The 24,905-nt window shown below is 64.0% G+C and carries 21 protein-coding genes and 1 pseudogene; 15 read left to right on the top strand and 7 right to left on the bottom strand.

Annotation, left to right across the window (positions count from 1 at the left end):
• Position 1 precedes the first annotated feature (1 nt).
• A pseudogene (ftsA, locus tag IPL79_13435) lies at positions 2 to 1,239 on the top strand (cell division protein FtsA).
• On the opposite strand, the gene IPL79_13430 reads toward ftsA, so the two are convergent.
• Positions 1,202 to 3,238, bottom strand: a complete 2,037-nt coding sequence (locus tag IPL79_13430) for a hypothetical protein (protein MBK9071987.1) — start codon at positions 3,236 to 3,238, stop codon at positions 1,202 to 1,204. The pseudogene ftsA and the gene IPL79_13430 overlap by 38 nt on opposite strands.
• Before the next feature lie 43 nt (positions 3,239 to 3,281).
• Positions 3,282 to 3,734 carry a single-stranded DNA-binding protein gene (locus IPL79_13425; protein ID MBK9071986.1) on the bottom strand — a complete coding sequence of 151 codons (453 nt, stop codon included), beginning with the start codon at positions 3,732 to 3,734 and terminating at the stop codon, positions 3,282 to 3,284.
• Between the two features lie 98 nt (positions 3,735 to 3,832).
• Here IPL79_13425 and IPL79_13420 point away from each other — a divergent pair, with 98 nt between their 5' ends.
• The 5 genes from IPL79_13420 (at position 3,833) to uvrC (ending at position 9,533) form a co-directional block, all read left to right on the top strand.
• On the top strand, positions 3,833 to 4,576 hold the full coding sequence (locus tag IPL79_13420) for a glycosyltransferase family 2 protein (protein MBK9071985.1): 744 nt from the start codon (positions 3,833 to 3,835) through the stop codon (positions 4,574 to 4,576).
• An 11-nt stretch (positions 4,577 to 4,587) separates the two neighbouring features.
• Entirely contained in the window at positions 4,588 to 5,826 is a 1,239-nt protein-coding gene (locus tag IPL79_13415) for a glycosyltransferase (GenBank protein ID MBK9071984.1), read from the top strand.
• An 80-nt stretch (positions 5,827 to 5,906) separates the two neighbouring features.
• On the top strand, positions 5,907 to 6,428 hold the full coding sequence (locus tag IPL79_13410; GenBank protein ID MBK9071983.1) for a hypothetical protein: 522 nt from the start codon (positions 5,907 to 5,909) through the stop codon (positions 6,426 to 6,428).
• A gap of 114 nt (positions 6,429 to 6,542) precedes the next feature.
• Positions 6,543 to 7,580, top strand: a complete 1,038-nt coding sequence (locus IPL79_13405; protein ID MBK9071982.1) for a site-2 protease family protein — start codon at positions 6,543 to 6,545, stop codon at positions 7,578 to 7,580.
• An 18-nt stretch (positions 7,581 to 7,598) separates the two neighbouring features.
• Positions 7,599 to 9,533: an excinuclease ABC subunit UvrC gene (gene uvrC, locus IPL79_13400; GenBank protein MBK9071981.1), complete on the top strand. Its 1,935-nt coding sequence runs from the start codon at positions 7,599 to 7,601 to the stop codon at positions 9,531 to 9,533.
• A gap of 11 nt (positions 9,534 to 9,544) precedes the next feature.
• Here the strand turns inward: uvrC and IPL79_13395 are convergent, their stop codons facing one another.
• The 3 genes from IPL79_13395 to IPL79_13385 form a co-directional block, all read right to left on the bottom strand.
• Entirely contained in the window at positions 9,545 to 10,507 is a 963-nt protein-coding gene (locus tag IPL79_13395) for a hypothetical protein (protein MBK9071980.1), read from the bottom strand.
• 244 nt (positions 10,508 to 10,751) lie between these two features.
• Positions 10,752 to 12,056: a trypsin-like serine protease gene (locus IPL79_13390; GenBank protein ID MBK9071979.1), complete on the bottom strand. Its 1,305-nt coding sequence runs from the start codon at positions 12,054 to 12,056 to the stop codon at positions 10,752 to 10,754.
• Positions 12,057 to 12,279: 223 nt separating this feature from the next.
• The gene (locus IPL79_13385) at positions 12,280 to 13,380 is read right to left on the bottom strand and encodes a protein kinase (protein ID MBK9071978.1); all 1,101 of its coding nucleotides are present in this window, start codon (positions 13,378 to 13,380) and stop codon (positions 12,280 to 12,282) included.
• A 37-nt stretch (positions 13,381 to 13,417) separates the two neighbouring features.
• Between IPL79_13385 and IPL79_13380 the strand changes: the two genes are divergently transcribed.
• Positions 13,418 to 14,389 (top strand): hypothetical protein, encoded by a 972-nt coding sequence (locus IPL79_13380; protein ID MBK9071977.1) that lies wholly within the window; start codon positions 13,418 to 13,420, stop codon positions 14,387 to 14,389.
• Positions 14,390 to 14,429: 40 nt separating this feature from the next.
• Here the strand turns inward: IPL79_13380 and IPL79_13375 are convergent, their stop codons facing one another.
• Complete coding sequence (locus IPL79_13375; protein MBK9071976.1) at positions 14,430 to 15,491, bottom strand: hypothetical protein; 1,062 nt, start codon at positions 15,489 to 15,491, stop codon at positions 14,430 to 14,432.
• 80 nt (positions 15,492 to 15,571) lie between these two features.
• Between IPL79_13375 and IPL79_13370 the strand changes: the two genes are divergently transcribed.
• Entirely contained in the window at positions 15,572 to 16,975 is a 1,404-nt protein-coding gene (locus IPL79_13370) for an inner membrane CreD family protein (protein ID MBK9071975.1), read from the top strand.
• On the opposite strand, the gene IPL79_13365 is transcribed toward IPL79_13370, so the two are convergent.
• Positions 16,941 to 17,483 carry a hypothetical protein gene (locus IPL79_13365; GenBank protein MBK9071974.1) on the bottom strand — a complete coding sequence of 181 codons (543 nt, stop codon included), beginning with the start codon at positions 17,481 to 17,483 and terminating at the stop codon, positions 16,941 to 16,943. The two genes, IPL79_13370 and IPL79_13365, sit on opposite strands and share 35 nt — an antisense overlap.
• Positions 17,484 to 17,623: 140 nt before the next feature.
• On the opposite strand from IPL79_13365, the gene IPL79_13360 reads away from it, so the two are divergent.
• The 7 genes from IPL79_13360 to IPL79_13330 all read left to right on the top strand — a co-directional run bounded on the left by IPL79_13360 (position 17,624) and on the right by IPL79_13330 (position 24,690).
• The gene (locus IPL79_13360; GenBank protein MBK9071973.1) at positions 17,624 to 18,478 is read left to right on the top strand and encodes a hypothetical protein; all 855 of its coding nucleotides are present in this window, start codon (positions 17,624 to 17,626) and stop codon (positions 18,476 to 18,478) included.
• 187 nt (positions 18,479 to 18,665) lie between these two features.
• Positions 18,666 to 19,028 (top strand): integration host factor subunit beta, encoded by a 363-nt coding sequence (locus tag IPL79_13355; protein ID MBK9071972.1) that lies wholly within the window; start codon positions 18,666 to 18,668, stop codon positions 19,026 to 19,028.
• Positions 19,029 to 19,154: 126 nt separating this feature from the next.
• On the top strand, positions 19,155 to 20,039 hold the full coding sequence (locus IPL79_13350; GenBank protein MBK9071971.1) for a hypothetical protein: 885 nt from the start codon (positions 19,155 to 19,157) through the stop codon (positions 20,037 to 20,039).
• Between the two features lie 82 nt (positions 20,040 to 20,121).
• Positions 20,122 to 20,853 carry a hypothetical protein gene (locus IPL79_13345; GenBank protein MBK9071970.1) on the top strand — a complete coding sequence of 244 codons (732 nt, stop codon included), beginning with the start codon at positions 20,122 to 20,124 and terminating at the stop codon, positions 20,851 to 20,853.
• Between the two features lie 124 nt (positions 20,854 to 20,977).
• A complete protein-coding gene (locus tag IPL79_13340) occupies positions 20,978 to 21,700 on the top strand; it encodes an OmpA family protein (GenBank protein ID MBK9071969.1) in 723 nt (240 codons plus the stop codon).
• 135 nt (positions 21,701 to 21,835) lie between these two features.
• Complete coding sequence (locus tag IPL79_13335) at positions 21,836 to 23,677, top strand: 2-oxoacid:acceptor oxidoreductase subunit alpha (protein ID MBK9071968.1); 1,842 nt, start codon at positions 21,836 to 21,838, stop codon at positions 23,675 to 23,677.
• A gap of 17 nt (positions 23,678 to 23,694) precedes the next feature.
• Positions 23,695 to 24,690 carry a 2-oxoacid:ferredoxin oxidoreductase subunit beta gene (locus tag IPL79_13330; GenBank protein MBK9071967.1) on the top strand — a complete coding sequence of 332 codons (996 nt, stop codon included), beginning with the start codon at positions 23,695 to 23,697 and terminating at the stop codon, positions 24,688 to 24,690.
• Positions 24,691 to 24,905: the final 215 nt, after the last annotated feature.

Here is a 24,905-nt window from a genome sequence, read left to right as displayed (position 1 = left end):
CATGGCGAAACCACAAAACAACCCCATCATCGTCGGCCTGGATATCGGCACCACCAAGATCGCCTGCGTCGTCGGAGAGGTAAGTGATGACGGCGTCGATATCATCGGGGTTGGCACCGCGCCGTCCAAGGGGCTGCGCCGCGGCGTGGTGGTCAATATTGATGCTACGGTGGCGGCGATTCAGCAGGCCGTCGACGAGGCCGAAAATATGGCGGGCTGCGAAATCACGTCGGTCTATGCCGGCATTTCGGGCGCGCACATTCGCGGCATGAACTCGCACGGCATCGTTGCGGTCAAGGACAAAGAGGTCCGCGACTCTGACGTCGCGCGCGTGCTCGAGGCCGCCAAGGCGGTGGCGATTCCGATGGATCGCGAGGTGCTGCACGTCTTGCCGCACCAATACGTGGTCGATGACCAAGATGGCATTCGCGATCCGCTTGGCATGGCTGGCGTGCGCCTTGAGGCGAAGGTACATATCGTCACGACGGCGGTTTCGAGCGCGCAGAACGTCGTTAAATGCGCCAATCGTTGCGGGCTGCAGGTCGCCGAGATCGTGCTCGAGCCTTACGCCTCGGCGCAAGCCGTGCTCGAAGACGACGAAAAGAACTCGGCGTCGCGCTGATCGATATTGGCGGCGGCACCTGCGACATCGTCGTGTTCTCGGATGGCGCCCTGGTGCACTCGGCGGTGCTGCCTCTCGGCGGCGGCCACATCACCAACGACATCGCGACCGTGCTGCGCACGCCGCTCGATTCTGCGGAAAAGATCAAGCGCCGCTACGGTTGCGCCAGCCGTGCGCTGGTTGACGACGGCGAGACCATGGAGGTGCCATCGGTTGGCGGCCGTGGCCCGCGCGTCCTGCCGCGCAGCCAATTGGTCAACGTCATCGAGCCGCGCGTCGAGGAGATCTTCGAACACTGCAAGCGCGAGCTGATGCGCTCGGGCTACTTCGATATTTTGGCCGCGGGCGTCGTGCTCACCGGCGGCACCACCTCGCTCGAGGGCATGTGCGACGTCGCCGAAGCGGTGCTCGGCTTGCCGACGCGCCGCGCGATGCCGACGCGCATTGGCGGGCTCATCGATCTCGTTAAGTCGCCCTCGTTTTCCGCGGGCGTTGGCCTGGTCTGCCACGGCGCCGGCCTCGAGCGCGCACCCCGCGTGCAATATCGCTCGATGTCGTCCGAGCCGCGCAACGGCGCCTTCAAGCGCGTTTGGTCGCGCCTCTCGGAAATGTTTTAAGTGGCGCTAGGCCACCACGGTCACTTCGCCGTCGGCACTGGAGTGCAACAACCGCGCCGTCGGGAATGGTGGTGCAGCCGGCGCAACCGACGATGGTTGGCATGCCGAGCTCGTGCGCGATGGCGGCGCCATGATCGAGCGGGCCGCCGGTGACCGCGACGATCGCGCGGGCGCCGGCGACGGCTAGCGCGGTGGCGGGCGTGATGTTGGCGCAGATGACAATGCGATCGGCGACATCGACAAGTGCAAGGCCATCGCGGTGCGCTAAATTTACGACGACGCCGATGAGGCCACCAGCGGGCAGCGAAATGCCGCCGACGCTGGTGCCGGCAAAGCGGTTGCGGTCCGCCGCGTTTGCCGTGGGCGCGAGGGCTTGACCATTGGCAAAGGCGAGCGGCATAGCCAGACGCGTAGCCTCGGCTTGCGCGGCGCGATGTTGTTGCGCGAGTTCGGTGAGTTCCACCGCCGTTAGCGCCGGACTAGCCAAGACCGCCCACGGCACCCACATGACGTCGGCGCCGATGCCGCGCGCGTGACCCATCGCGAGCAGCGCGCGCCGCACGATCGCTTGCGCCGCATAGAACCAATAGTCGTCGGCCTCTTCCCAATAGGCGAGCTCGGCGGCAAGTCCCTCGGTTGGTGTCTTATCGCGATGATCGCTTTCGCCGCGATAGTGCGCGACCCACGCGGCAACGCGCGCCGGCTCTTCGCCCCACGTTGGCGCCGCGACATCCCACGCCGAGGCTACGTTCGCCAGCAGCGCCATGCCGTCGGCGAGTGTGCGCTGCCCGTGAGCCATTTGCCGCAAGATCGCCGCAGGCGCGTTGGCGCGCGAGGCGCTTGCAATAGCTTGTTGTCCGTCCGCCGCGACATGCGTCCGCGCCGCGCGTAGCAGCGGCACCACGGCGGTTGTCCACCGTTGATAGAACGCGCCATAGACCGCAAGCGCTTCATGCAGTGACGGCGCCGCCGTCGGCACGGCCAAGCCAGCCTCGATGTCGGCGGCCAAGGGCGTCATCGCGGCGCGGAGTTCATCGGCGGTGCGCGGCGTTGGCGTTGCCGCGGGTTCAGCACGTTGGTTCGCATAGTACAAATATCCACCCACCACGCGCAGTGGCGTTGGCGACCATCCCGTGCGCACCACGTGATGAACCAACTCGGTTTGTGCCAGCGAAAGCGGCGCGGGATTGTGGGTGATGTCGAGCTTCCAAATCACCTCAGGCATCTCGCGCGAAAACGCGAAAATCGTTGGCTCTGGTGTGTTCGCAACTCGAACGTGCCGCGGCGGCAAGGGCCGCGCTTGCACCGCAAACACCTTGTCATCTTTCACTACCAGCTCAATATCGGTGCCGTTGGCAAACCCCATGACGTCGTGGATGGCGCGCGCCGCACGCACGGCGCCTTGCGCGTAATTCGGCGCGTTGGAAAACGTCCACGCCAACGGCGACGCCGCGCCCGGTTCGCGCCACTGCAAGACCGAGGTTGCCCCTGGCATGACATGCGCCACCACGCTGGCGCCGGCTTGAAAGCGCTGTACCACCACGCCCATGGGCGCGCCGGCGACGCCATAGGCCTTGGCGACGTCGCCGTGAGCGCTGCGCCAAATCACGGCGATGGCACCCGCCAACTCGTCTAGTCCAAGGATCTCAATGGATTCAAACACCCCGGCGCCTGTGCGCGAGGCACCATCTTCACCGCGCGACGACGACCGCACGATCCATCGCGACCCTGCCGCACCTACCAGTCCACCGGACCTAAGCGCCGCCTGCGACGTTGCCACCAGCACCGCGTCCGCAGCTCCTGGCTCCGCCAACCACGCCGCATGTGCCTCGATTGATATCGCGACACCTCTTGGCACCTCAAACTCACTTGCATGCTCACGCTGCGCGGCGCGCACGAGCCGGGCGAGGCCCGCTGCTTTATTGCCATGCGCATCGCTAGCCGCAGCAAGCGGCACAACCCAAGCGGCTGCCCGCGATGAAATGCCTGATTGACCCATAGCGCGACGCTAATCAGAAGCGTCAGGTCCTAAGCGTAACCGATCAGAACGGAATATCGTCGTCGGGCGTGCCGCCATTGTAGCCGCCAAAGGCGCCCATGTCTTCATTGGCAGGCGGGGCGTCGGTGGCCGCGCCAGCTGGGCGTGCGCCGCCGCCTTCACCCTTGCCGCCGCCAAGAAACTGGACGTCGTTGGCGATGATCTCGGTGGTGTAGCGCTTGTGGCCTTCTTTATCGTCGTAGGAGCGCGTTTGCAGCCGGCCTTCGACAAACACCTGACGACCCTTGTTGAGATATTTCGAGCAAATCTCGGCGCGCTTGCCCCACACCACCACGCGGTGCCATTCGGTGCGCTCTTGCTTTTGCCCGTTCTTGTCGTTCCACGACTCGCTGGTGGCAAGCCGCAATTCGCAGACGCCTTGGCCGCTTGGGGTGTAGCGCAATTCGGGGTCAGCGCCCAAATGCCCGACGAGGATAACTTTGTTGACGCCTGCCATAGGATTCCTTTTGTGCAGGCTGTGTAGCACCGCGCTATGACATCGTTATTGCATCGGGCGCCGCTGGCCCAGGCGCACAAAAATCGCTAGGTTGCGCCGTGTTCTTAGGTGCCAAGATTGCGGTGGTAATGCCGGCCTACAATGAGGCCGACAAGATCGCCGCGGCGATCGCGGCGGTGCCCGCGTTGGTCGACGTGCTCGTCGTCATCGACGATGCCTCGCGCGATGACACGGCATCGTGTGCTGCGATGGCACCACATCAAGTGGGCGTTTGCGAAGTGATTTCGCACGCGCAAAACGGCGGCGTCGGCGCAAGCCTTTCCACCGGCTATGCCCAGGTGTTGGCGCGCCACCCCGACGTCGACGTGATCGCGGTGATGGCCGGCGATGGCCAAATGCATGGCGATGACCTGCCGTCCTTGCTCGCGCCGGTGGTGGAGGGCGTCGCTGACTACGCCAAGGGCAATCGCTTTGAGGGCGATGCGGTGTGGCGCGAGATGCCGCGCACCCGCCAGGTGGGCAACATTGTGCTGTCGCTCGCGACGCGGGCGGCGGTGGGCTATGACGTCTTTGATTCGCAGTGTGGCTACACCGCGATCTCGCGGCGGATGCTTCAGCGCCTGCCGATCGCGCAGCTCTACCCGCGCTACGGCTATCCGGGCGACTTGCTCGGCCTGCTCGCGGCGCGGCGCGCCCGCGTCGTCGATGTGCCGGTTCGTCCGGTTTACGGACAAAACTGGCGCAGCGGCATTTCGCCAAAGGCGGCTTTGCACCCGTTGCCATTTTTACTCGCGCGCGCGGCGGTGCGGGCGCGGGCGCCGTGGCGGCGCGGCGTACGCTAGGGCTACCACGCATGCGCATCGGGGTGATCACGTCGTCGTTTCCGCGGTGGCATGGCGACGTGGCGGGCATGTTCGTGCAAGCACACGTGCGATGGCTAGAGGCGCAGGGGCACGTCGTCGACGTCATCGCGCTGCCGCGCAAAAGCGCCGCAATTGGCATTCCCGACGCGTTTGAGGCCCATCTGGCTTTGCCAGCCGTAGCGCGCGCCGCGTTAATGACTCGTGACGTCGCCGGCCTGGCGCGGGGCACGGCGACGATGATGCGGCAGGCATGGCGCGCCGCACCGCGGTGGGATGCGATATGCGCGCATTGGCTAGTGCCTGCCGCGACCGTTGGGGCGCTGGCGGCGTGGCGGGCGCGCGGAGCGCGGGGTGTACCGTTCTTGGCCATCGCTCATGGTGGCGACGTGGCTTTGCTTGCGCGCAGCGGATTGCTTCCAGCTGCCTTGGCGCGACTGGTTGCGCTTGAGGCGCGAATTGCATGGGTAAGCACGCCGCTGCGCGATCAGGCGCTGGCTGCGTGTGGGCCCGACCTTCGCGCCATCGTCAGCGCGCGATCAATCGTCAGCGCGATGGGCGTCGATGGCGATCGCTTTGCCGCCATCGCCGCGCGGCGGGCCGGCAACGCGGTAGTCGCGGCGCGCGAGCCCCTCGGCGATCGGCCATTTCGCCTGCTCGTCGTCGCGCGCTTGGTCGCGGTAAAGGGAGTCGATCAATTGTTTGCGACGCTCCGCGACGTCGCGCGGCCATGCGAGCTGACCATCGTCGGCGATGGGCCGTTGCGCTCGGCCTTGCAAGGGCAGGCCGATTCCCTTCACGCTTCCGCGCCGCAACACCGCGTGCTGTTTCGCGGCGCGCTTGACGGCGGCGCCCTAGACGACGAATACGCCGTGACCGACGCCGTGGTCTTGCCATCGCGCGTCGCGACCGCGACCTCCCGCGGCGAGGGTATGCCCGTCGTCGCCCTTGAAGCCCTCACCGCCGGCATCCCACTTATCCACAGCGGCAGCGGCGGCCTCGCCGGCTTAAGCGCAGACCCGAAACTCGCCGCCCAAGCCTATCAGGTCGTCCTCCACGATCCTGCGTCGATGTCGCAAGCCATCGAAACTATTGCACACGGCATCGCTGGGCCGCCAGTAACCTCAACCAGGGTCCGATGTTCAGGTGCGGTTGTTCAGGTAGCGACGTTGCGCGCGGACCTGGGCTGGGACGCTGTCGGACCTGCGCTGTGGTCACACTGGCATGCTTAAGTTCGAGCCTGCGACTTGATCGAAACGGCGCGCCGCGTCATTGTTAGCGAACGCCGTCGCGTGCGTCCGCCTTACCCACCATGAACGCCTCGCCGTCTTCCGCTTTGCTCGACGTCAGCGCGCTGCTGCTGTATCGCGACGACGAAGACAGCATCTTGCCGGCGGTTCAGGCGCTGCACGCGGCGTTTGCGCCCGCGGCGATTTCGCTCGAGATCATTCCGATCGATCTCGGCAGCGGCGACAACTGCAATGCGCTGATGACCTTATTGCCGCCGATGCCTGCCACGTGCGAGCTGCGGCCGCCGGTGCACGTTGCCGCCCATTCGCTATTTGCGCCTGCGCTGCAGGCCGCGCACGGCCGCGTGCTGTGCGTGCTCGATACCGCCGCCGCGATCGCCTCGCAAGCCCAGCTCGTAGACGCCTACACCCGCGTCGCCGCGCGCTCGTGCGATGCGATGCGCCTTACCGCCAACTGTCTCATGCTGCGGCGCGACCGCAACGAACGCGCGATGCGCTCGCTATTTGGCGTCGCCACCGCGATTCATCCCCGCCTCGTGCTGGCGATGAAGGCGCGCGGCCGCCACGTCGCCGCTGCCTTGTAACGCACCGCACCTCACTGAGCATGGCCGCCAACCGCAGCGTAGCGGTGTCAGCCCCAGGCTTTCCGCGCCGGCGCCTCGCCGTCCGGCCGCACCATACGTGGTACAGTTCCGCCAATGTATTGGCTCCTGGTCATCCTGGCCCTGGGCGTGCTCATTTTTGTGCACGAGCTCGGTCACTACTTGGTCGCGCGGTGGTGCGGCATGAAAGTGGACAAGTTCAGCATCGGCTTTGGCCCGGCTATCCTTAAATGGAAGGATAAAAACGGCGCGCAGTTTCAGCTGTCGCCCATTCTGTTTGGCGGCTACGTCGCCATCTCCGGCATGAATGTCGGCGACGACATTGATCCGCAAGACAAGTCCGCCTATCCCAACAAGCCGACCTGGCAGCGCATCGCCGCCATCTTCGCCGGCCCGGGCTTTAACTACCTCGGCGCGATGGTCCTGGCGTTTGTTTTATTTTTTTCCATCGGGCAACCTACCGGGCGGCTCCTCGTCGGTGCCACCGAGGCAGGCTTTGACGCTCACGGCAAGGTGTGGGTCGACGAGCCTATTATCGCGGTCAATGGCACGCGCATCGATAAGCCAGAAACGTTGATCGATCAAATCCAGGCCTCAAAGGGCCAGCCCGTCACGCTGACGGTCGAGCGCTTCGGCGCGCCCGTCGATGTTCGCGTCACCCCGCGGGAGACCAAAGACGGCGACCGCACCATCTACCGCATCGGCATGCACATGATGCGCGAGCGCGCGCCCGGCGCGGTGGGGCCGACGTTGCTCGCCGCCGTGCGCGAGCCGTATCGCCTCACCAAGGAGCAGCTCGCCGGGTTTGGCCGGCTGCTATCGGGCAAGGAAAAGCTCGACGTGCGCGGTCCCGTCGGCATTGGCTCGATGATGAAGGAAGCGGCCGAGTCGGGGTGGATCCCGTTCGTCAGCCTCCTCATGGTGCTCAACGTCTATCTCGCGGTGTTTAATCTCCTGCCGCCGCTGCCCGCGCTCGACGGTGGCCGCCTGGCGTTTCTCGGTTATGAACTCATCACGCGGCGCCGCGCCAACCAAAAGATAGAGGCCATGGTGCACATGGTCGGCATCATGTTTTTCCTGGTCGTATTTATCATCGTGATGTTTAAAGACTGCGCGCGCCTGCCTGGCAGGTAGCGCTAGGAACACACCGCGATGACCATCGCCGATAACATTCTCGATGCGCTGCCGGCTGAGCCCGGCGTGTATTTGTTTCGCGACGCCGATGGCGTAGTGATCTACGTCGGCAAGGCCAAGAGCCTGCGCGTGCGCGTGCGGCAGTATTTCCGCGGCCAGGACGAACGCTACGTGGTCGCCGCGGGCTATCTGCCACGCGCCGCCGTAAACGTCGAGACCATCGTCGTCGCCGACGAAAAAGCCGCGCTCTTGCTCGAGAACTCGCTGATTAAGCAGCACCGCCCGCGCTTTAACGTCAAATTGCGCGACGATAAGCAATATCTCGTGCTGCGCGTCGCGCCGACGGCCAAGCCAAGCGCCAGCACCTCGCTCGCGGCTGTGTTCCCGCGCGTCGAAGTCGGCCGCCACATTCGCAACGACGGCGCGCGCTACTTTGGGCCTTATCATTCCGCGAGCTCGGCACGGCACACACTCAAGCTGCTCAATCGCCACTTTCAGCTGCGCACGTGCAGCGACAACGTCTTGCAGACGCGCGGCCGCACCTGCCTGCAATATCAAATCAAGCGCTGTCCCGGACCGTGCGCGTCGTCCCTCGCGGTCGACGCCGCCGCCTACGCCGAGCAAGTCGACGACGTTGTGATGTTTCTGCAAGGCCGCGATCAAGACCTCGTCACCCGCCTGCGCGCGCGCATGGCGCAAAACGCCGAAAACGAGCAATTCGAGCAGGCCGCCGCGCTGCGCGATTCCATCGCCGCCGTCGAGCGTACGCTGGCCAAGCAGCACGTGGTGCAAGATGACTTCGTCGATCAAGACGTGTGGGGCATCGCGCGGCAAGCAGACCATGCCGAGGTGGTGGTGATGTTTATCCGCCATGGCAAGCTGCTCGGCCAACGCGCCTTTGCGCAAAAAAACCAAGAGCTGCCCGACGCCGAGGTGATTCGCGGCTGCATCGGCCAGTATTATCAACTCGACGAAGGCATGTTGGTGCCGAGCGAGGTCATCACGCCTGAGCCACTCGAAGACGCCGAGGCGCTGGGCGAATGGCTGACCGCGAGCGCCGGGCACAAGGTGCGCGTGCTGGCGCCGCAACGAGGCCAAAAAGTTCGCTTGATCGAAATGGCCACACAGAACGCCGCGGCGCAGCTCACCTCGCGTCAGCAGCGCATGCCGGAGGGCGCGGACGCCTTGCCCAAGTTGCAGGAGCGCTTGCGGCTGGCAAATGTGCCTGAACGCATCGAGTGCTACGACATCGCGCACACCCAAGGCACCGGCACCGTGGCGTCCATGGTGACCTTTATCGACGGCCTACCCGAGAAAAGCCTCTACCGCAAATTCACCATCAAGAGCGTCACCAACAACGATTTTGAGGCGATGCGCGAGGTGATCTCGCGCCGGCTCGCGCGCGCGCAAGAGGCCGAAGGCAAAGACGAAGACAAGGCCGATGGCGACCGCAACGGCAAAGCCGATGCCTGGCGCCTGCCCGATCTAATCGTCGTCGACGGCGGCAAGGGCCAACTCGGCATGGCGGTTGCCGCGATGCAGGAGCTCGGCATCGCGGTCGGCGCCGGCGGCATCGACATCGTCTCGCTCGCCAAGGAGCGCGACTTGCAAAGTGGCAACGCACCCGACCGCGTGTATCTCCACGCCGCCAAAGACGCCATCGAGCTGCGCCGCAACACCGCCGAGCTCTATCTCTTGGCACGCCTGCGCGACGAGGCGCATCGCTTTGCCAACGCGTTTCACCGCCAAACCCGCAGCAAGGCCATGCTAGGCAGCGAGCTCGACGGCATCCCAGGCGTTGGGCCGGCGCGTCGCAAGGCGCTGCTGGTGCGCTTCGGCTCCGTGCGCGGCGTCGCCGCGGCCAGCGAAGCCGACATCGCCGCCACCGCAGGTATTGGCCCCGCCTTGGCACATACCATCGCCACCGCCTTAGCCTCGCCGGAAAAAAACTAACGCCACGTTTGCTAACGTCGCCGTGCGAGTGCGGGGCGCATGGTCTTGCGCGCCAACCGTCGCCGCGAAGGGGTGCCCGCGGGTGGGCTGTCGGTGCCTTCGCCATACATGCTGTCGATGCCGCGCGCCGCGCACGCCCACATCGCGACCAAGATGGCGACGTCCGCCACCGCCCGCCTAGTCTGCGACAGCGGAATTACCAGGCCATAGGTCTCGCTGACGAAACGGAAATTTCGCAGCACGCGGGTGAGCTGCTCGCGCTCGATATCGCCATGCCAATACAGCACGCGCGACACGATAAGCTCTTGATGGCGGCGTAAAAACTCCCCCATCGATAGCGGCGACATCATGCGCACCGATGGCGGGCGACAGATCTCGAGCAAATCTTGCAGATACTCGTTCCAAAACTGCGCCAGCGCGCGGTTGGCGGGCCGCCGCAAGAACTTGACGCGTTCAACCGAGAAGTCCGCCTTCACCGCGGTGCGAAACCGCGGCGCCACCGCGAGCAAGTCGTACAAGATCGGCGGCTCGTCCTTGTCGTAGTCGACGTCGAGATAACGCCAGCGCGCGCGCAGCTGCGGCCACGTCAAGATATTGAGCACCGGGTCTTGGTTGGAATCGATGATGACGAAGCGCCCTTCGTCGGCGCGCACCACGGTGATCCAATGCGCCCAGCCATCGACGCACAACAGCACCGGCGTCTGCTCGCGGAGAAACTTGGTCAAGACCTTGCGTGCCGCGACCTCGTCGCGTCGGCGTTCGAGCACCAAGTCGCAGTCAAACTCACGGGCGGCGCGCGCGAGGCGAATCTCGTCAGTGCCCGACCACCAATGCGTGCGCGCGGTCGCAGAAATCTCGGCGGCATCGACGAGCTTGCCGAGCGCGATGAGCGCGTGCTTTAAGGCAAACGGCCCGCAGGTCCAATCGTTGGGCTGGGGATAAAACCCTGGCTTATGCTCCGTCCCCTTGGCCATGCCGGCCTGCAGCCTAACACCCCGCTTAGAGGGGAAGGGGGGCTAGTGTTGTGATTGTAAAGTTTTGAGCCATCAGACTTGGTCTGCTTCCGTGGGGCATCGTTAAAAAATGCTCACTTATTCTAATAAACTCGCATTTTTATGCCTCGCCCCACGAAACCATTCCTGCGTCTGAACGCTGGCGCTTGGCTCAGAACTATCCGATCACAACACTGGTTCGCCAACTTTTATGGCGGGGCGCTTCTTAGCGTTGTGCCCGCGCGAGGACGCTCCGCCGGCCGAGGACGGCCCACGCGAGGGCGCCAAACCCGACCACCGCAAATGGCGCGGCGGGTGCGCGGCGGCCCGCGGCTGGGCTGGCGCTGCAACCCCCGCCGTCGCCGGTATGCCAACACACGCCCTGTGCGCCTTGGCCGGTGTCGACGCATTCAAAGCTGCTTGGGCAGGCATCGGCCGCGGTGGGGCCCGCACCAACCGTGCAGTAGTCGACGCATGCCATGCCGCCGGGGCCCGAGGTGCACAACCCCGACGCGCAGTCGGTGCCAAAGGCGCAGGTGCTGCCCAGGCCGCCCGTCGAGAATGGGCTGGGCTGGCATTGCCCGGCGCCATTGCAATAGCCATCGCCGCATTCGGCGTCGGAGGCACATAGCGGGCAATCGACATCGCCCGGCAGCCCAAATGTGCCGCAGTCGGCGTTGCAGGCCCCGTTGGCGCCACACGACCAAATGCCAATCTCTTCGTCAATAAATGCTAGCTCGGCATCGACGGCGGTGTCGACGCCAAAATAACGACAGCCCTCGCCATCGCCAAACGACGTGATGCCCGCGACGCGCGTCTCGCCGCCGACGTCGATAAACGTGGGGCCGCCGCTGTCGCCTTGGCACTTGCCGGTGCCGACCGTCTGGTCCCAACAGATGTAGCGCGTTTGGTCGAGCGGCATCGAAAAGTTGTAGACATCCTCAATGATCTGTTCGACGTCGTCGCACGCCGAGATCGGCTTGCCCACGGTGTAGAGCACGCCGGCATTGCTGCCGCCGGCGACGTTAATGCCAAAGCCCGTCAGCGTGGTGGCGGTGCCCGGCGCACGCGCGGCGACGTCGCGATTGATGGCGATCGGCGTGCGATCTGTCAGCTGTTCGTCGAGAAACACTAGGGCGACGTCGTGCACCGTGCCTCCCCCGCCATTGCCATTGTAATTGGGATGCACGACGCGCTTCGCGACGCCGACGGAGCGGCCGCCCCCACCGGGCGACTGCAAGTTTTCGCGATCGATGATGACCGACAGCGAGCCTGGAGATTCATTCTGCACGCAATGCGCCGCAGTGAGCACGACGTCGGGCTCGATCAGCGTGCCGGTACACAACGAGCTTTGATTGCCGAGCATGAGCGCGACGACCGCCGGGTACTGGCCATTAGAGGCGGTGGCGCCGCCGATAATGGCGGCGTCTTGGCGCTCTGTCGACAGCGGCGTTGGCGCGTTTTGGCAGGCGGCGGCCAGCAGGGCCGCGCAGGTCGCCAGTGGCAAGGAGAGCTGCATTTTGGCACTCATGAAACGCAACGTAAGGCAGCGCTACGCGCCCGGCAATGGCAAAACGGTAGCCACCCCCTATCTTGCGCTTGCGGGTGGCTTCGACCACGGTCGCGTCGCCACCAAAGCCGCCGCGCTAACAGCCCGGTTTGGCAAAATAACGCGCGCAATTACATGCGCTTAAGCCGCGGCACCGCGGGGGCGTCGCGCAGCCGGTCGTTGTCGATAAGCCAATATCCAATCGTCACGCCGATGACAAACACGAACACCGCGAGCGCCGCGATGCGCAGCGGCGAGTGGCGGACGGCGGCGGCAAAACCGCGCAGGCGAGCCACCGTGGCTTGCGCTTGGGTTGAGGCTGCCCGCGTGCCCCGCTCGTCTTGGACGACGGTAAATTCTGACGAATCGACAGGTTTTGAGGCGATCCGCGTCGAGTCGTCGCTAGCGGGCTCCGCGACGCTTGGCTCTTTCTTTCGTTTGGGCTTAGCCGTGTGTTGCGCCAGCTCGGCAAATGGCAACAAGCGCGCCGCCACCTCGGCAGCGGTCGCGGGCCGATCTGCTGGATCTTTGGCGAGCAACGCGAGTCCGAGTTCTTCGAGGTCGCGAGGATCTTCGGATCGCGCTTGCGCAGACGCGGCGGATGTTGCGTGACGTGTAGCGCCAAGAGTTCGCCACCGCCCTCGGCGACAAACGGCGGGGTGCTGGTGAGCACCTCATACAAGATGCAACCCAGCGCATACAGATCGGCGCGGCCATCGATGGAGCGCAGGCTGCGGCACTGTTCGGGCGCCATATACGCTGGCGTACCGAGCATGACCCCGGTCGCCGTGCGCTCGCTCGACGTGTTGTCCCACATCAGCTTGGCGATGCCAAAATCGAGCAGCTTGACGCGAAAGCCGTGGGGCGCGGCGTCATCGGGTACGATGTGAATATTGTCGGGCTTCAGATCGCGGTGAATGATGCCCTCGCTGTGCGCGGCCTCAAGCGCCTTGGCCATGCACCAGCAAACGTAGGCACCTGCGGCGACCGACAGCGTTTGTTGCTTGTCGAGCAATTCGCCGAGCGTCTGGCCCGCGAGGTACTCCATCGCGATGTAGGCCGTGCCGTCGTCCATGCGGCCGGCGTCGTAGACGGCAACGATGTTGTCGTGGTCGAGCTGCGACGCGGTCTTGGCCTCATTGAAAAAGCGCCACAAAAGTTCCTTGTCGCGCGTGTGTTGGCGCAACAAGATCTTCAGCACCACGGTGAGGCCGGTTTTGCTGTTTTCGGCGCTGTAAACCGCACCCATGCCGCCTTGCCCAAGCTTGGCGATGACGCGGTATGGGCCTACCAGCGAGCCTTCCACCGCACGATCATAACATAATGAGGTAGGGTGGGGCGTCGTGGCCACTCCCCGAAGTCTTGGCGTAAGGCGCGTACGCAGGTGGGGACGCGAGGCGGTGCTCGTGGCGTGCGTCGGGCTCGGCGCGCTCGGCGCGTTGCCACCAGCGCAGGCGCAAACCACCCGCGACGATCATGGGGCCGCGCGCGATGCCGCCAAGACCAAGGCGTCAAAAGCGAAGGCGAAAAAAAGCGCTGCGGTAAAAGCAAAAGGCAAGGCAAAGGCAAAAGCAAAATCGTCGGCTCGGCGCAAGGCTAAGGCAAGGCAAGCGGCCTCGGCTCGGCGTCGTGCGGCGGCGCGTCGCAAGGCGGATCGCCGCCCGGGCGCCAACATGCCCAAGGGTTTTGTGTGGCCGCCCTCAAAGGCGATGCGTGACGCTGGCGAGCGCTGCTTAGCGGCGCTCACCGAGGCCGGCGTCGCGTTTGCCGACGCAGACAAAAAACTCGTCGAGCCCAAGGCTCGCTTGGTGACGCCCGTGGTCGTCGCCGACATGAAATTTGGCGGCGTGGTCTGGGTGCCAACGTTTCGCAAGCCGCCATTTGTCATGGACTGTCACCTCGCGCTGGCCCTGCACGGCGTCGGCCCGGCGTTGGGCCGACTAGGCGTGGATACCGTACATTTCTCGCGCATCTATGAATTTACCCGCGTGCGCACCGGTGGCCGTCAACGCCGCGCGGTATCTCGCCACGCGCTTGGGCTGGCGGTCGATATTCGCAAGTTGCAGGGCGTAATCGCCGAGCCTGCAACGCCCGCAAACGGTGGTGCCGACATCGCGGCCGCGGCTGCCGCCGCGCCACCTGGTGGCACCATCGCGGTCGTCCACACCGACTATGCAACCAGCGCATGGCTAAAAGCGATCGAGACCGCCTTCAACGAAAGCGGCCTTTTTCGCACCGTGCTCAGCCCAGCCAACGATCCGAAATCGCACTACGATCATTTTCACGTCGAGGCCGCGGCGGCGTTCGCGCCGTAAGCCTCACGGCGCGGCAGCCGCGACGGACGCGATCCGCGTGCTAGGAGCGTGTCTTAAGCGCGCGCAGCTTGAAGTAGCTGCGCAGGCCAAAGAAGGCCACCAAGGACACGCTGGCCACGGTGCCCACCACCGGCGCAAACACGCGCAGGACGTCGGCGGCGAGATGCGCCGTCGCCATCAACTTTTGGCCCGTGGTCGACGCGGGATTGGCAAACACCTTTCGCACCCGCCACAACGTATTGGCGGCAAACAGCACGTTGACCACCGGCACCGCGGCGAGCATGGTCTCGGCGATGCGCGTCGCTAGCGCGCCGGCACTGGGCAAGATCTTAGCGACGAGCGGCACCCCGAGCATCGCCAACTCGGCGAGCGTGCGCTCGGACGCCTTGATTTCGGCCGTGTACGAAACCGCCTCGTGTGCTTCCCGATCGACGAAATCGTCGGTCAGCCCCACGCCAAACAAGCGCAGGCCGAGCGGCAGGGGGCTGCTCACGTCGCTATTGAGCGCCGGCCCCTGCAATTCGATGCGGCGCGACTTGCCTTTTTTTAGCGGCCATCGCGCGAGCACGGTCTCAAAGTTCGATCGGCCATCGAGGTTCACGACATGGATCCATTCGACGCCCTTCTTCTCGGGGTCGCGCACCATGCGAAATTCCGACAGCGTCAGGCCGTACTCGAGGCCAAACGCGAACCCGCCGAATTCAAAAAACGGCCGCTCTTCGGTGATCACGGTGTTGCCGGCCGAGGTCTGCGCCTGGCGCAACTGCCCGTGCAGCGGCTTGCGCCAGAATTTGCCATGGCTGATCGCCGGCGAGGCGTCTGGTTGGGCCTCGGCCGCCGTCTCAGGTTCCGCTTTGAACGTCTTGCCAACCTCCAGCAGGCCATCAGCCGTCGGAATCTTGGCGCCCGCAGCTGGGGCCAGTTGTCGCCGCTGCCGGCTCGCCGCCTTGGCACTGCGCTGAGGCTTGTCGACCCGCGCAACCTTTGCGCCGAGAGGTTCCCGCCGCGCCGTGCGCTCGCCAGCACCCGCCACCCCAATGGGCATCAGTAGTTGCGCGATCAACGCAACCACCACCACTATCGAACTCGGTCTCGCGGGCATCGGGCGAGGTAATCTAAAGCAAGGGCCGGGCCAATCCGCGGCCCCGGGAATAATCCACCGCGGCGCGCCTTTGTGCCGCGATGAATCCAACCAATATTGTAAAATGGGCGGTGCTCGCTGGCGTGCTCATTGCCGCGATCTCGGCGCTATCTGCGGTGGGGCGACTTGGCGCCGAGCGCTCAAGCTTGCGCAACGAGGTCGCCACCGAGGTCGAGGTTGCGGCGGGTGGCTCCCACACCGTGACGACGCCTATGCTGGTTGTCGAGTTCACTGAATCGTGGCTTGACGAGGCACAAGTCGCGCAGCAACAGCGCTGGCAGTACGTGCTGATCGCGAGCGAGGTAAACGCTCGCATGACCTCGGCCGTGTCGACGCGGTATCGCGGCATTTTCCCGGCGCGCGTTGCCAACACCCGGCACGACCTGCGCGCGACCTTTGTGGCGCCAGCCGCATGGTTTTCGCCGTGGCGCGACGGCGCCCAACGCGGGCTAACGGCGGCGTACGTCGCCTTTGGCGCGAGCTCGCCGCGTGGCCTGCGCGACATCACGGGCGGCGTGCGGGCCGTAACCGATGCCGACGCGAGCGCCATGCCGCTAGCGTTTGCCGCGCGCGTTGCCAACGAGGCGACGTTGCTAAGCGGCGTAGGCGACGCCCAGCTCATCGCGTCGCTCGCACCGGCCGCGCTCGCCGCGCTGCGCGCCGGACCGCTGCGGCTCGACCTCGGGCTGACGTCTAGCGGTGGCGGGCGCGTCAACTTGGTGCCGCTGGCGCAGGCCATATCGATCGAGCACACCAGCGATTGGAGCCATCTCAAATACGCTGGGCGACTGCCCGCGGATCACGCGCTTGCACGCCGCGGCTCCACCGCGCGTTGGCAGCTCGACGGCCTTAGCGAAGGCCTTGCGGCCACCTACGATGGCAACAGCATTGCGGCGCTTGTCGCGGCGGTGAGCCAGGGCGGGGTGCAGCTTGCCTTCATCGATCCCGTCGACGTGTATGCCTCGCTCGAGCGCGCGGTCAAGCACGGCTGGCTCATCGTTCTCGTCACCCTGGCGCTCGTGCTGCTATTTGAAAGCACGCGCGGCTTGCGGCTGCATCCGGTGCAATACGGCCTCGTCGCCTTTGGCTTGGTCTTGTTCTTCTTGTTGTTGCTCTCGCTCGGGGAGCACGTCGGCTTTGCCGCCGCCTATCTCGTCGCCGCCACCGCAACCTGTGCGCTGTGCGTCGCCTACCTCATGGCGCTGTTTCGCCGCGTCGCGCTCGGCCTTAGCTTCGCGGGGTACTTTGCTGGCGTCTATCTCTCGCTCTACGTGATCTTGCGCTCCGAGGATTTCGCGCTCCTCCTCGGCGCGTGCTTGCTGCTGGTTGGCCTCGCCATCGCGATGTGGCTAACGCGGCGGTTGCACCTAATCGCCGAGATGCTGCCGCCCTCGGCTGCTAACGGCATGTCTACCGACGCGCGACGTGGCGACCCAAGTGCGTAACGAGCTCGTCGGCGATGCCGGTGGTGGCGCCCAAGGCGAGGTCGGCGATGAATTCTGGCATTAGCTTGGGATGGTAATCGGCTCGCCGCACCGGCAGGGTTACGGTCTTGCTATGTACGGAGACGATACGGCCACGCACATCTGAGAGCGAGACTTGCAGCTCCACTTCCAGATCGATCTGGCCTTCGCGAAAATGTTGCTCAAAGCGCGTCACGCCGACGTCGAGCGACCACAGCGGCAGGCGGAGGCGTTTGGCTTCCTTGGGGTTTGACGTGATCAGCGGTTGGGTTTGCAGCGCGGTGGCCATTTCGCGGCGGGCGATCGCGGCGCGGGCGTCAGCGCCAAAAGCTGACGCCGACGCGTCCGTTTTCGATCCCACCGTCGTTGAGGTCGTCGAGGCGGCTTTCGCGTCCGCCGGCGCCATCACCACCGCGACATAAAATTTTGGACGTGTCCCGGCGACAGCTAACGCGCCCCCCCACATCAAGCAACCGGCAGCAAACGCCACGACGGCGCATCGAGCGAGGGTGGTTGCGGCAGGTCGGGCCATTGCCTCAAGCGTCGCGCAGCTCCGATGTAGGGGGCAAGTCTTTGATGCGCAACTTTCGCGCGCGACGATGGTCGTGTATAATCATTTTCGGGAGTTGCGTGGAACCAAGCCGTCTATTTCAAGTGATCTCGGTGGTCATCGCGCTCGCCTTGGCAGGGCTGCTGTTCTCGATGCGCTTTTGTGTTGACCACACAATTCCGCCAAAGCCCCCGCGCCCGGTGGTGGAAATGCAGGACGTGCGCGACATGATCGATCGCAACAACGCGCTGCCGCAGACGTGGCTGACCTTTCTCGACAAAGACGCCGATGCCGCCGGGCTCAAGGCGCCGCTGGCCGCGGGCTTGCGGCCCGCCTTTCCGTATCAAATCGACGAAACCAAGCCCAACCTGACCGTAGGCGGCTCGTTTCAGGCGGCCGGCCTAACCATTTCGCGCGCGAGTCGTCCGGTCAACAATGAGCCGACCGCGGTGCTCGAGATCGCCAACGACGGCCAGGCAGCCAAGGCCTTCCGCATCTTGGCATCGAGCAATTATTCGAGCAACGAATGCAGCCGAAGCTCATCGCTCTTTGAGAGCCGCACCACGGTGCCGGCGGGAGGCAAGGTCGCGCGCAATGAGTGCACGGCGCGGCGCGATCTCGCGCTGGACATCATTAGCGTCGAATCCATGGAGGTGCCTGAGTTGTCGGCGCTTTATATAAGTAGAGTTCCGGCCGGGGTGTTTGGCCTCGATCATCGCGTCGCCCGCGACCATCGAGCGCTGTTTGGTGGCACCATGTGCATGGTGGCGCTCAGCAGCGCGGTCCGCGGCGCCTTTGAAAACGGCAAGATTACCTGGCGCGATCTAGTCGATTTCTACGCGCGCCATCGCTGCGACTCGTACCAGTTTCCGTTCGACTACCGCGCGTTCACCGGCGATGGCGAAATGGAGCTACCGGCCGTGGCGCCGCAGTAGCGCGCCCGGGGGCACCCTCGCAAACGGCCGGCATGCCGGCGTCGGGCGACCGCACGGCTCACCCACACCGCGCCCGATGTCGCACCACATATCCATTGTTTTCGATATCTTACGCTTGCGCTGCGCCGCCCTGACCACGTACGCTTATAAGTGCGAGCCAAAGCCGCGGCAGCGAGGAGCACGCCCCGTGACCAAATCAAAACTAATCGAAAAAATCTCCGAAGCCCTCAATCTCCCTGCCGGTCGCGCAGAAGTTATCGTCAACTGCATCTTCGACTCGATGGTCGAAAAGCTGGTTAGCCGCGAGGGCATTGAAATTCGCGGCTTTGGCAGTTTTACCGTCCGCGACTACAAAGCCTACGAGGGGCGCAACCCGCGGACCGGCGATCCGGTGCACGTCGGCGAAAAGCGCTTGCCGTTCTTTAAGGTCGGCAAGGAAATGCGCGAGCGCGTTAACGCCGCGGCCGCGGACAATCCGATTCGCGACGATGACGACGACGAAGATGATGACACGGGCCCCGATGAGCCCGCTCATCCCGATGATGAATAGCCGCGCGAGGTAGCTCGCTCGAGGCTACATCGACCGCGTAGGTGGTTAAAGAACCACAAAAATTGCGACGCCGTTAAATTGACCGCTCGCCACCCAAGATGGTCCCATTAATAATGGGGGTATTTCGTGAAAGCATTACTGCATAAAGCGGTGGCGGTGGCGGTGCTGGCAGCCAGCAGCGCCGGCGTTGCCGATCGTAGAGTGATCGAGAGCGGTCGGGTGTTGCAAGACGGGATGGCGATCGAGCTCGGCGCGATCAGCCACAGCGGCCTAAGCGAATACTCGACCACCGTCGGCGGCTTTGGGCCGAGCGCGCAGGGCGTGGTGTTGCGCGATCGCAATGGCCTTACGACGCGGGTGTTCTTTGGCGTGCTGGTGACGGTCGCGGGGGCGATGGCGGCCTCGGGACCAAAGTCGGTGGAGAGTAACACCTACGTCTCGGGAAACTACCTCGTCACCGAAACCACGACGACGTATTACTCCGAGGCCGAAAAGCAGGAGATGGCCGAGAATACCTCGAAGACGGTCGATGGCCTCTTCAAGGCCAAGTACACCGACTTCGAGTTGCAAATATTTTCGAAGGATCGCCTTGGCTTTGGCGACAGCAACGGACACAAGGCGACGTTCTTGATCGGCGGGGGCAAGAAGATCGGGTTTGAGATGGGTCTTGGTTGGGGCGACGTCAACTCGGATTTCATTCGCGACGGCCAACGCCAACTCATCGATCACAAGTATCTCGGCATGCCAGTTCGGCTGTCGGGCGCCGCAGGGCCGCTACGCCTCGCGCTGACGTGGGAGTGGAACTGGCTCGCGCACGGGCTCGATGACGCCGAGAAACAACCAGTCGACAACGCCGATGGCTCGCGCTCGTGGACCGTCGCGTACCATCCGCTACATTTCGACGTCCAGGCGGCGTTCTTAGGCCAAATCTACGTCACCGGCGGCGTCACCATGCCGCACGTCAAAGAAGCCGAGTTTGGCTACCACGTCGGCGCGGGATTGAGGTTTTAACATGGGGTCACTCACTACCCGTTTTTCCCGATTCGAATCGAGGGCTTGCGCCCCATACTGCGTGATTACTACGTTTGCGGCGATGGCCGTCGTGACGACGCTAGTCTTGGTATCCCTCGTCTGGGCACGCCGTGCGCATGCCGACAACAACGGCGATTGGTACGGCCGCGCCAATGCCGTCGGCATCTACCACGGCAGTCGCCTTACCCTAGGCGCTTTTCTCGGCAGCAAGCCGCTGCTCGAAAATGAGATCGATAACGGCAAGACCGAATCGGCGATGGGCCTAAACGTGACGTTCGAGGGCGGTTGGCTCGGCGCACCGTCGGCGTATGGCAATTTCCACGGCATCGAATACGGCATGGGTCTGCGGCTGAATCCCAACGATTTGTGGGGCTCGATTGGCTTTCCGGTGACGTTTCTCAACATCGGCCGCGGCGCGCCAGGCTCGTTTCGCCTCGGGGGCTCGTTTGGCACCGGCATCGGGCTGGTGCAGTCCTACGTCTATTTTCGCGGCCGTGCCGCGGCCGTGATTGTGCCCAACCTCATCGATGTCGAGGCGAGCGTGCAATGGACACCGGTCGGAGCCAGCGCCACGTGGGGCAGCGCCCCCGGCGATTTTGAAGATCTCAACGCGCGCGCCTCGCTGTGGTACCGCAAGGGCCGTAGCAAGAGGGCATATGAGGTGTACCTTGAGTACTTCGAGCGCGATCGCCGCGGTTTTGGCGCGCTGCCCGAGGGTGCGCAGCCTAGGCAAAATGAGCGCGATGGCGAGGTAAGCGGCGTTGGCGTTGGCGTCGGCATTTCGCTGAATTGACCCGCTGTGATATAGCTCGCACATGAAAGATCATGTGCCTTCACGCCCTTGGTGCTCAGTTAACTCGCGGGTATTTGCGCTGGCAGGCGTCATCTTCGCTGTGCAACTCGCAATCAGCGGCTGCGTGAAAAAGTCGACGCACGAGGCCACGCTGGCCAAGCTCGATGCAGCCGAGTCCGAGCTGGCGGTGGCGCGTGCCGCGGCGGAAGAAAAGGCCGCGGCGCTCGGCGAAAAAGAAGTGACGCTTAAGACGGTGGCCGGCGAGCTCGAGAAAGTTAAAGTCGAGGGCGGCGAAAAGGAGGCCGAACTCGGGCGCGTGCGCGGCGAGAAGGAGGCAACCGAGGCGGAACTCGCCGAGCTCAAGCGCCAGCGCGACGCGGCCGAAAAAGGCTTGGTGGCCTATCGCTCGCTGCAAGCCAAGCTGGCGCAGCTCGTCGACACCGGCCGCCTCGACGTGTCGTTTCGCAACGGCCAAATGATCATCAACTTGCCCTCGCGCGTGCTGTTTCCCAGTGGCTCGGCAGATCTCAGCGAAGAGGGCCTGGCCGCGCTTGCGGAAATCGCAAGCGTGCTGCATGAATTTCGCGACCGCCGCTTCATGATCGCTGGGCACACCGACAACGTGCCGCTGAGGCACAACAAGAAATACAAAAACAACTGGTACCTCTCCACCGCGCGCGCCATCGCCGTCGTCGAGTTTCTCGTCGACGCCGGCTTTGCGCCGACCAATCTCGCGGCCTCCGGCTACGGTGAATTCGCCCCCGTCGCCCCCAATGACATCGACAGCAACCGCGAGCAAAACCGCCGCATCGAAATCATCATCGTGCCCAACCTCGAAGCGCTATAGGGTCACTCCAGGCCCCTAAAAGATAATTAAATACAAATAGTTGAATGCCGTACTGCGTAGTTTGTCGCAGCGAGGGGGCGCCGACATAGGCCTTTTCATTGCGGGGCCGTGGGAGTAGGGTCGCCGCGTTTAGCCATGACCAAGTCTATTCAAACGCTCGATCGGGTGGTGATTCGTTTCGCGGGCGACTCGGGTGACGGGATGCAGCTCACCGGCACCGAGTTTGCCAAGGCCGCCGCTGAGGCCGGCAACGACATCGCGACGTTCCCGGATTTTCCCGCCGAAATCCGCGCGCCTGCCGGCAGCCTGCCAGGGGTGTCGGGCTTTCAGCTCCACTTTTCGTCGAGCGATATTTTCACCCCTGGCGACGCACCCGACGTCTTAGTCGTGATGAATCCCGCGGCGCTCAAGGTGAACCTCAAAGACCTGCCGGTCGGCGGCATGCTGATCATCAACGGCGGGACATTTATTGAGGCCAATCTCAAGAAGGCCGGTTACGCCGTCAACCCACTGGGAGACGGTAGCCTCGAGCCTTATAAAGTTCATACAGTGGATATCTCGGCGCTCACTACCGCCGCGCTCGATGCCACGGAGTTGTCAAATAAGGAAAAAGGCCGTTCAAAAAACTTTTTTGCGCTTGGCCTCGTGTTTTGGATGTACGGCCGCGACCTCGCGCCGGAGATTGCGCGCATCGAGGCGCAATTCGCCAAGAAGCCGCAATTTGCTGCCGCCAACATCGCGGTGCTCAAGGCCGGCTATCATTACGGCGAAACCGCCGAGCTGTTCCAGCACACGTATCACGTGCCACCGGCCAAATTTACGCCGGGCTTTTATCGCAATATTGCTGGTAACGAGGCGCTCGCGACCGGGCTCATCGCCGGCGCCGAACTAGCCGGCAAAACGCTCTATTTTAGCGGCTATCCGATCACGCCGGCCTCTGCCATCTTGCACGCGCTTGCCAAGAACAAGCACTTTGGCTGCATCACCTTTCAAGCCGAAGACGAAATCGCGGCCATCGGCGCGGCCATCGGCGCGGCATACGGAGGCGCGGTTGCGGTGACGGCGTCGTCGGGGCCGGGCATCGCGCTCAAGATGGAAGCGATGGGCCTGGCGGTGATGACCGAGCTGCCGCTGGTGATTATTAATGTGCAGCGGGGTGGGCCATCGACCGGCTTGCCGACCAAGACCGAGCAATCAGATCTTTGGCAGGCTCTTTGTGGCCGCAACGGCGAAAGCCCGGTGCCCGTATTTGCCGCCAAAACTCCAGGCGATTGCTTCTATGCCGCCATTGAGGCGATCCGCATCGCGATCAAATACATGACCCCGGTGATGTTGTTGTCGGACGGCTATATCGCCAACGGCACCGAGCCGTGGCCGGTGCCGGATGTGAAAGACCTGGCGCCGTTTCCGGTGGTGCATCGCACCGACCCAGCCGGCTACAACGTCTATGCGCGCAACGAAGACCTGGCGCGCGCGTGGGTGATTCCGGGCACGCCGGGCCTTGAGCACCGCATCGGCGGCATCGAAAAAGACGCGCTTACTGGCAACATCAGCTACGACCCCGCCAATCACGAAAAGCAAACGCATACGCGCGCGGCTAAGGTGGCGAAAATTGCGCAAGACATCGCGCCGATGGATGTCTACGGCGAGCGCAGTGGCGACGTGCTGGTAATTGGCTGGGGCGGCACGCACGGCTCGCTGCGCGCTGGCGTCGAATCCTTGCGCGCTCAAGGCAAGCGGGTGACACACGCACACGTGCGGTGGCTCAACCCGATCGAGCCCGAGCTCGCTGGGCTGGTGACCAAGTTTAAGCACGTGCTCGTCGCCGAGCTCAACATGGGCCAGTTGCGCAGCCTGATTCGCAGCGAATACTTAGTCGATGCACAAGGCCTCAACAAGATTCAAGGCCAGCCGTTTAAGGTGGCCGAAGTCGTCGACGCGGTGAACAAGCTGCTCGAAGGCAAGTCAGTCCACTAATCCCGCGAGGAAACCCCATGTCCACGCCACTCATCAAGCTGACCAAAAAAGACTTCGAGAGCAACCAAGACGTGCGCTGGTGCCCCGGCTGCGGCGATTACGCCATCTTGGCGACGGTGCAGCGCACGCTGGCGCAGCTTGGCGTCGCTCGCGAGACCACGACGTTCATCTCGGGCATCGGCTGCTCGAGCCGTTTTCCGTATTACATGAACACCTACGGCTTTCACACCATTCACGGCCGTGCGCCGGCGATCGCGACCGGCCTCAAGATGGCGCGTCCCGAGCTCGACGTGTGGGTCGTAACCGGCGACGGCGATGGTCTCTCGATCGGCGGCAATCACCTGATGCACGCGCTTCGCCGCAACGTCGGCCTGAAGATCATGTTGTTTAACAATCAGATCTACGGCCTGACCAAGGGGCAGTATTCGCCGACCTCGGCGGTGGGCACCAAGGCCGCGAGCACGCCGATGGGCTCGCTGGACTACCCAATTAATCCGCTCGCGCTGGCGCTCGCCGCCGGCGCCACGTTTGTCGCGCGCGTCGCCGACACCGATGCCAAGCTCATGGCGACGGTATTACAAGAGGCCTATCACCACCAAGGCAGCGTGTTTATCGAGATCTTGCAGAATTGCCCGGTGTTTAACGACGGCATCTGGGAGGCCATCACCGACGATGCGCCGGGACGCCAGATCGTGCTACGCGACGGCGAGCCGCTGCTATTTGCCGGTGGCACCAAAGGCGTCGCGATTGGACAAGACTTCCAGGCTGCTGTGGTCGACGCTAAGAATCCCGCTGTATCAATGCATCGCGCGCACGGCACACTCGGCTACGCGCAAATGCTCGCGAGCCTTACCGCTGCCGAGTTTCCCGTACCAGTTGGCGTGCTCTACAAAGTGGAGAAGCCGTCGTACGAAGCGATGGCTAACAGCCAGGTTGCCGACGCGATTGCCGCCAAAGGTCGCGGCAAGCTCGAAGCGTTGCTCGCCGAGGGCATGACCTGGCGCGTGAGCTAAACTGAACGCATTGGGTGGGGCCGGAGACAATAATCGACCGGTGTACGGCTTCGCGAGCCTCGTTACATCCAGACGGATGCGCCTGCCGCATCGCGCGTCCAGGGGATGGCGCGGCCTGGCTCTGACGAAACACAAGCGTACGATTCCAGCATTCGGACACTAGCGTGTCCGCGTTCAGTTCTCCGCCGTTTGGACCTTGAACCGAGCGTTGCTGG

The sequence above is a fragment of the Myxococcales bacterium genome (assembly GCA_016716835.1).
Taxonomy (GTDB): domain Bacteria; phylum Myxococcota_A; class Polyangia; order Haliangiales; family Haliangiaceae; genus JADJUW01.
Note: the sequence above shows the minus strand (reverse complement) of the source record. Positions and strands in the feature narration are given on the sequence as shown.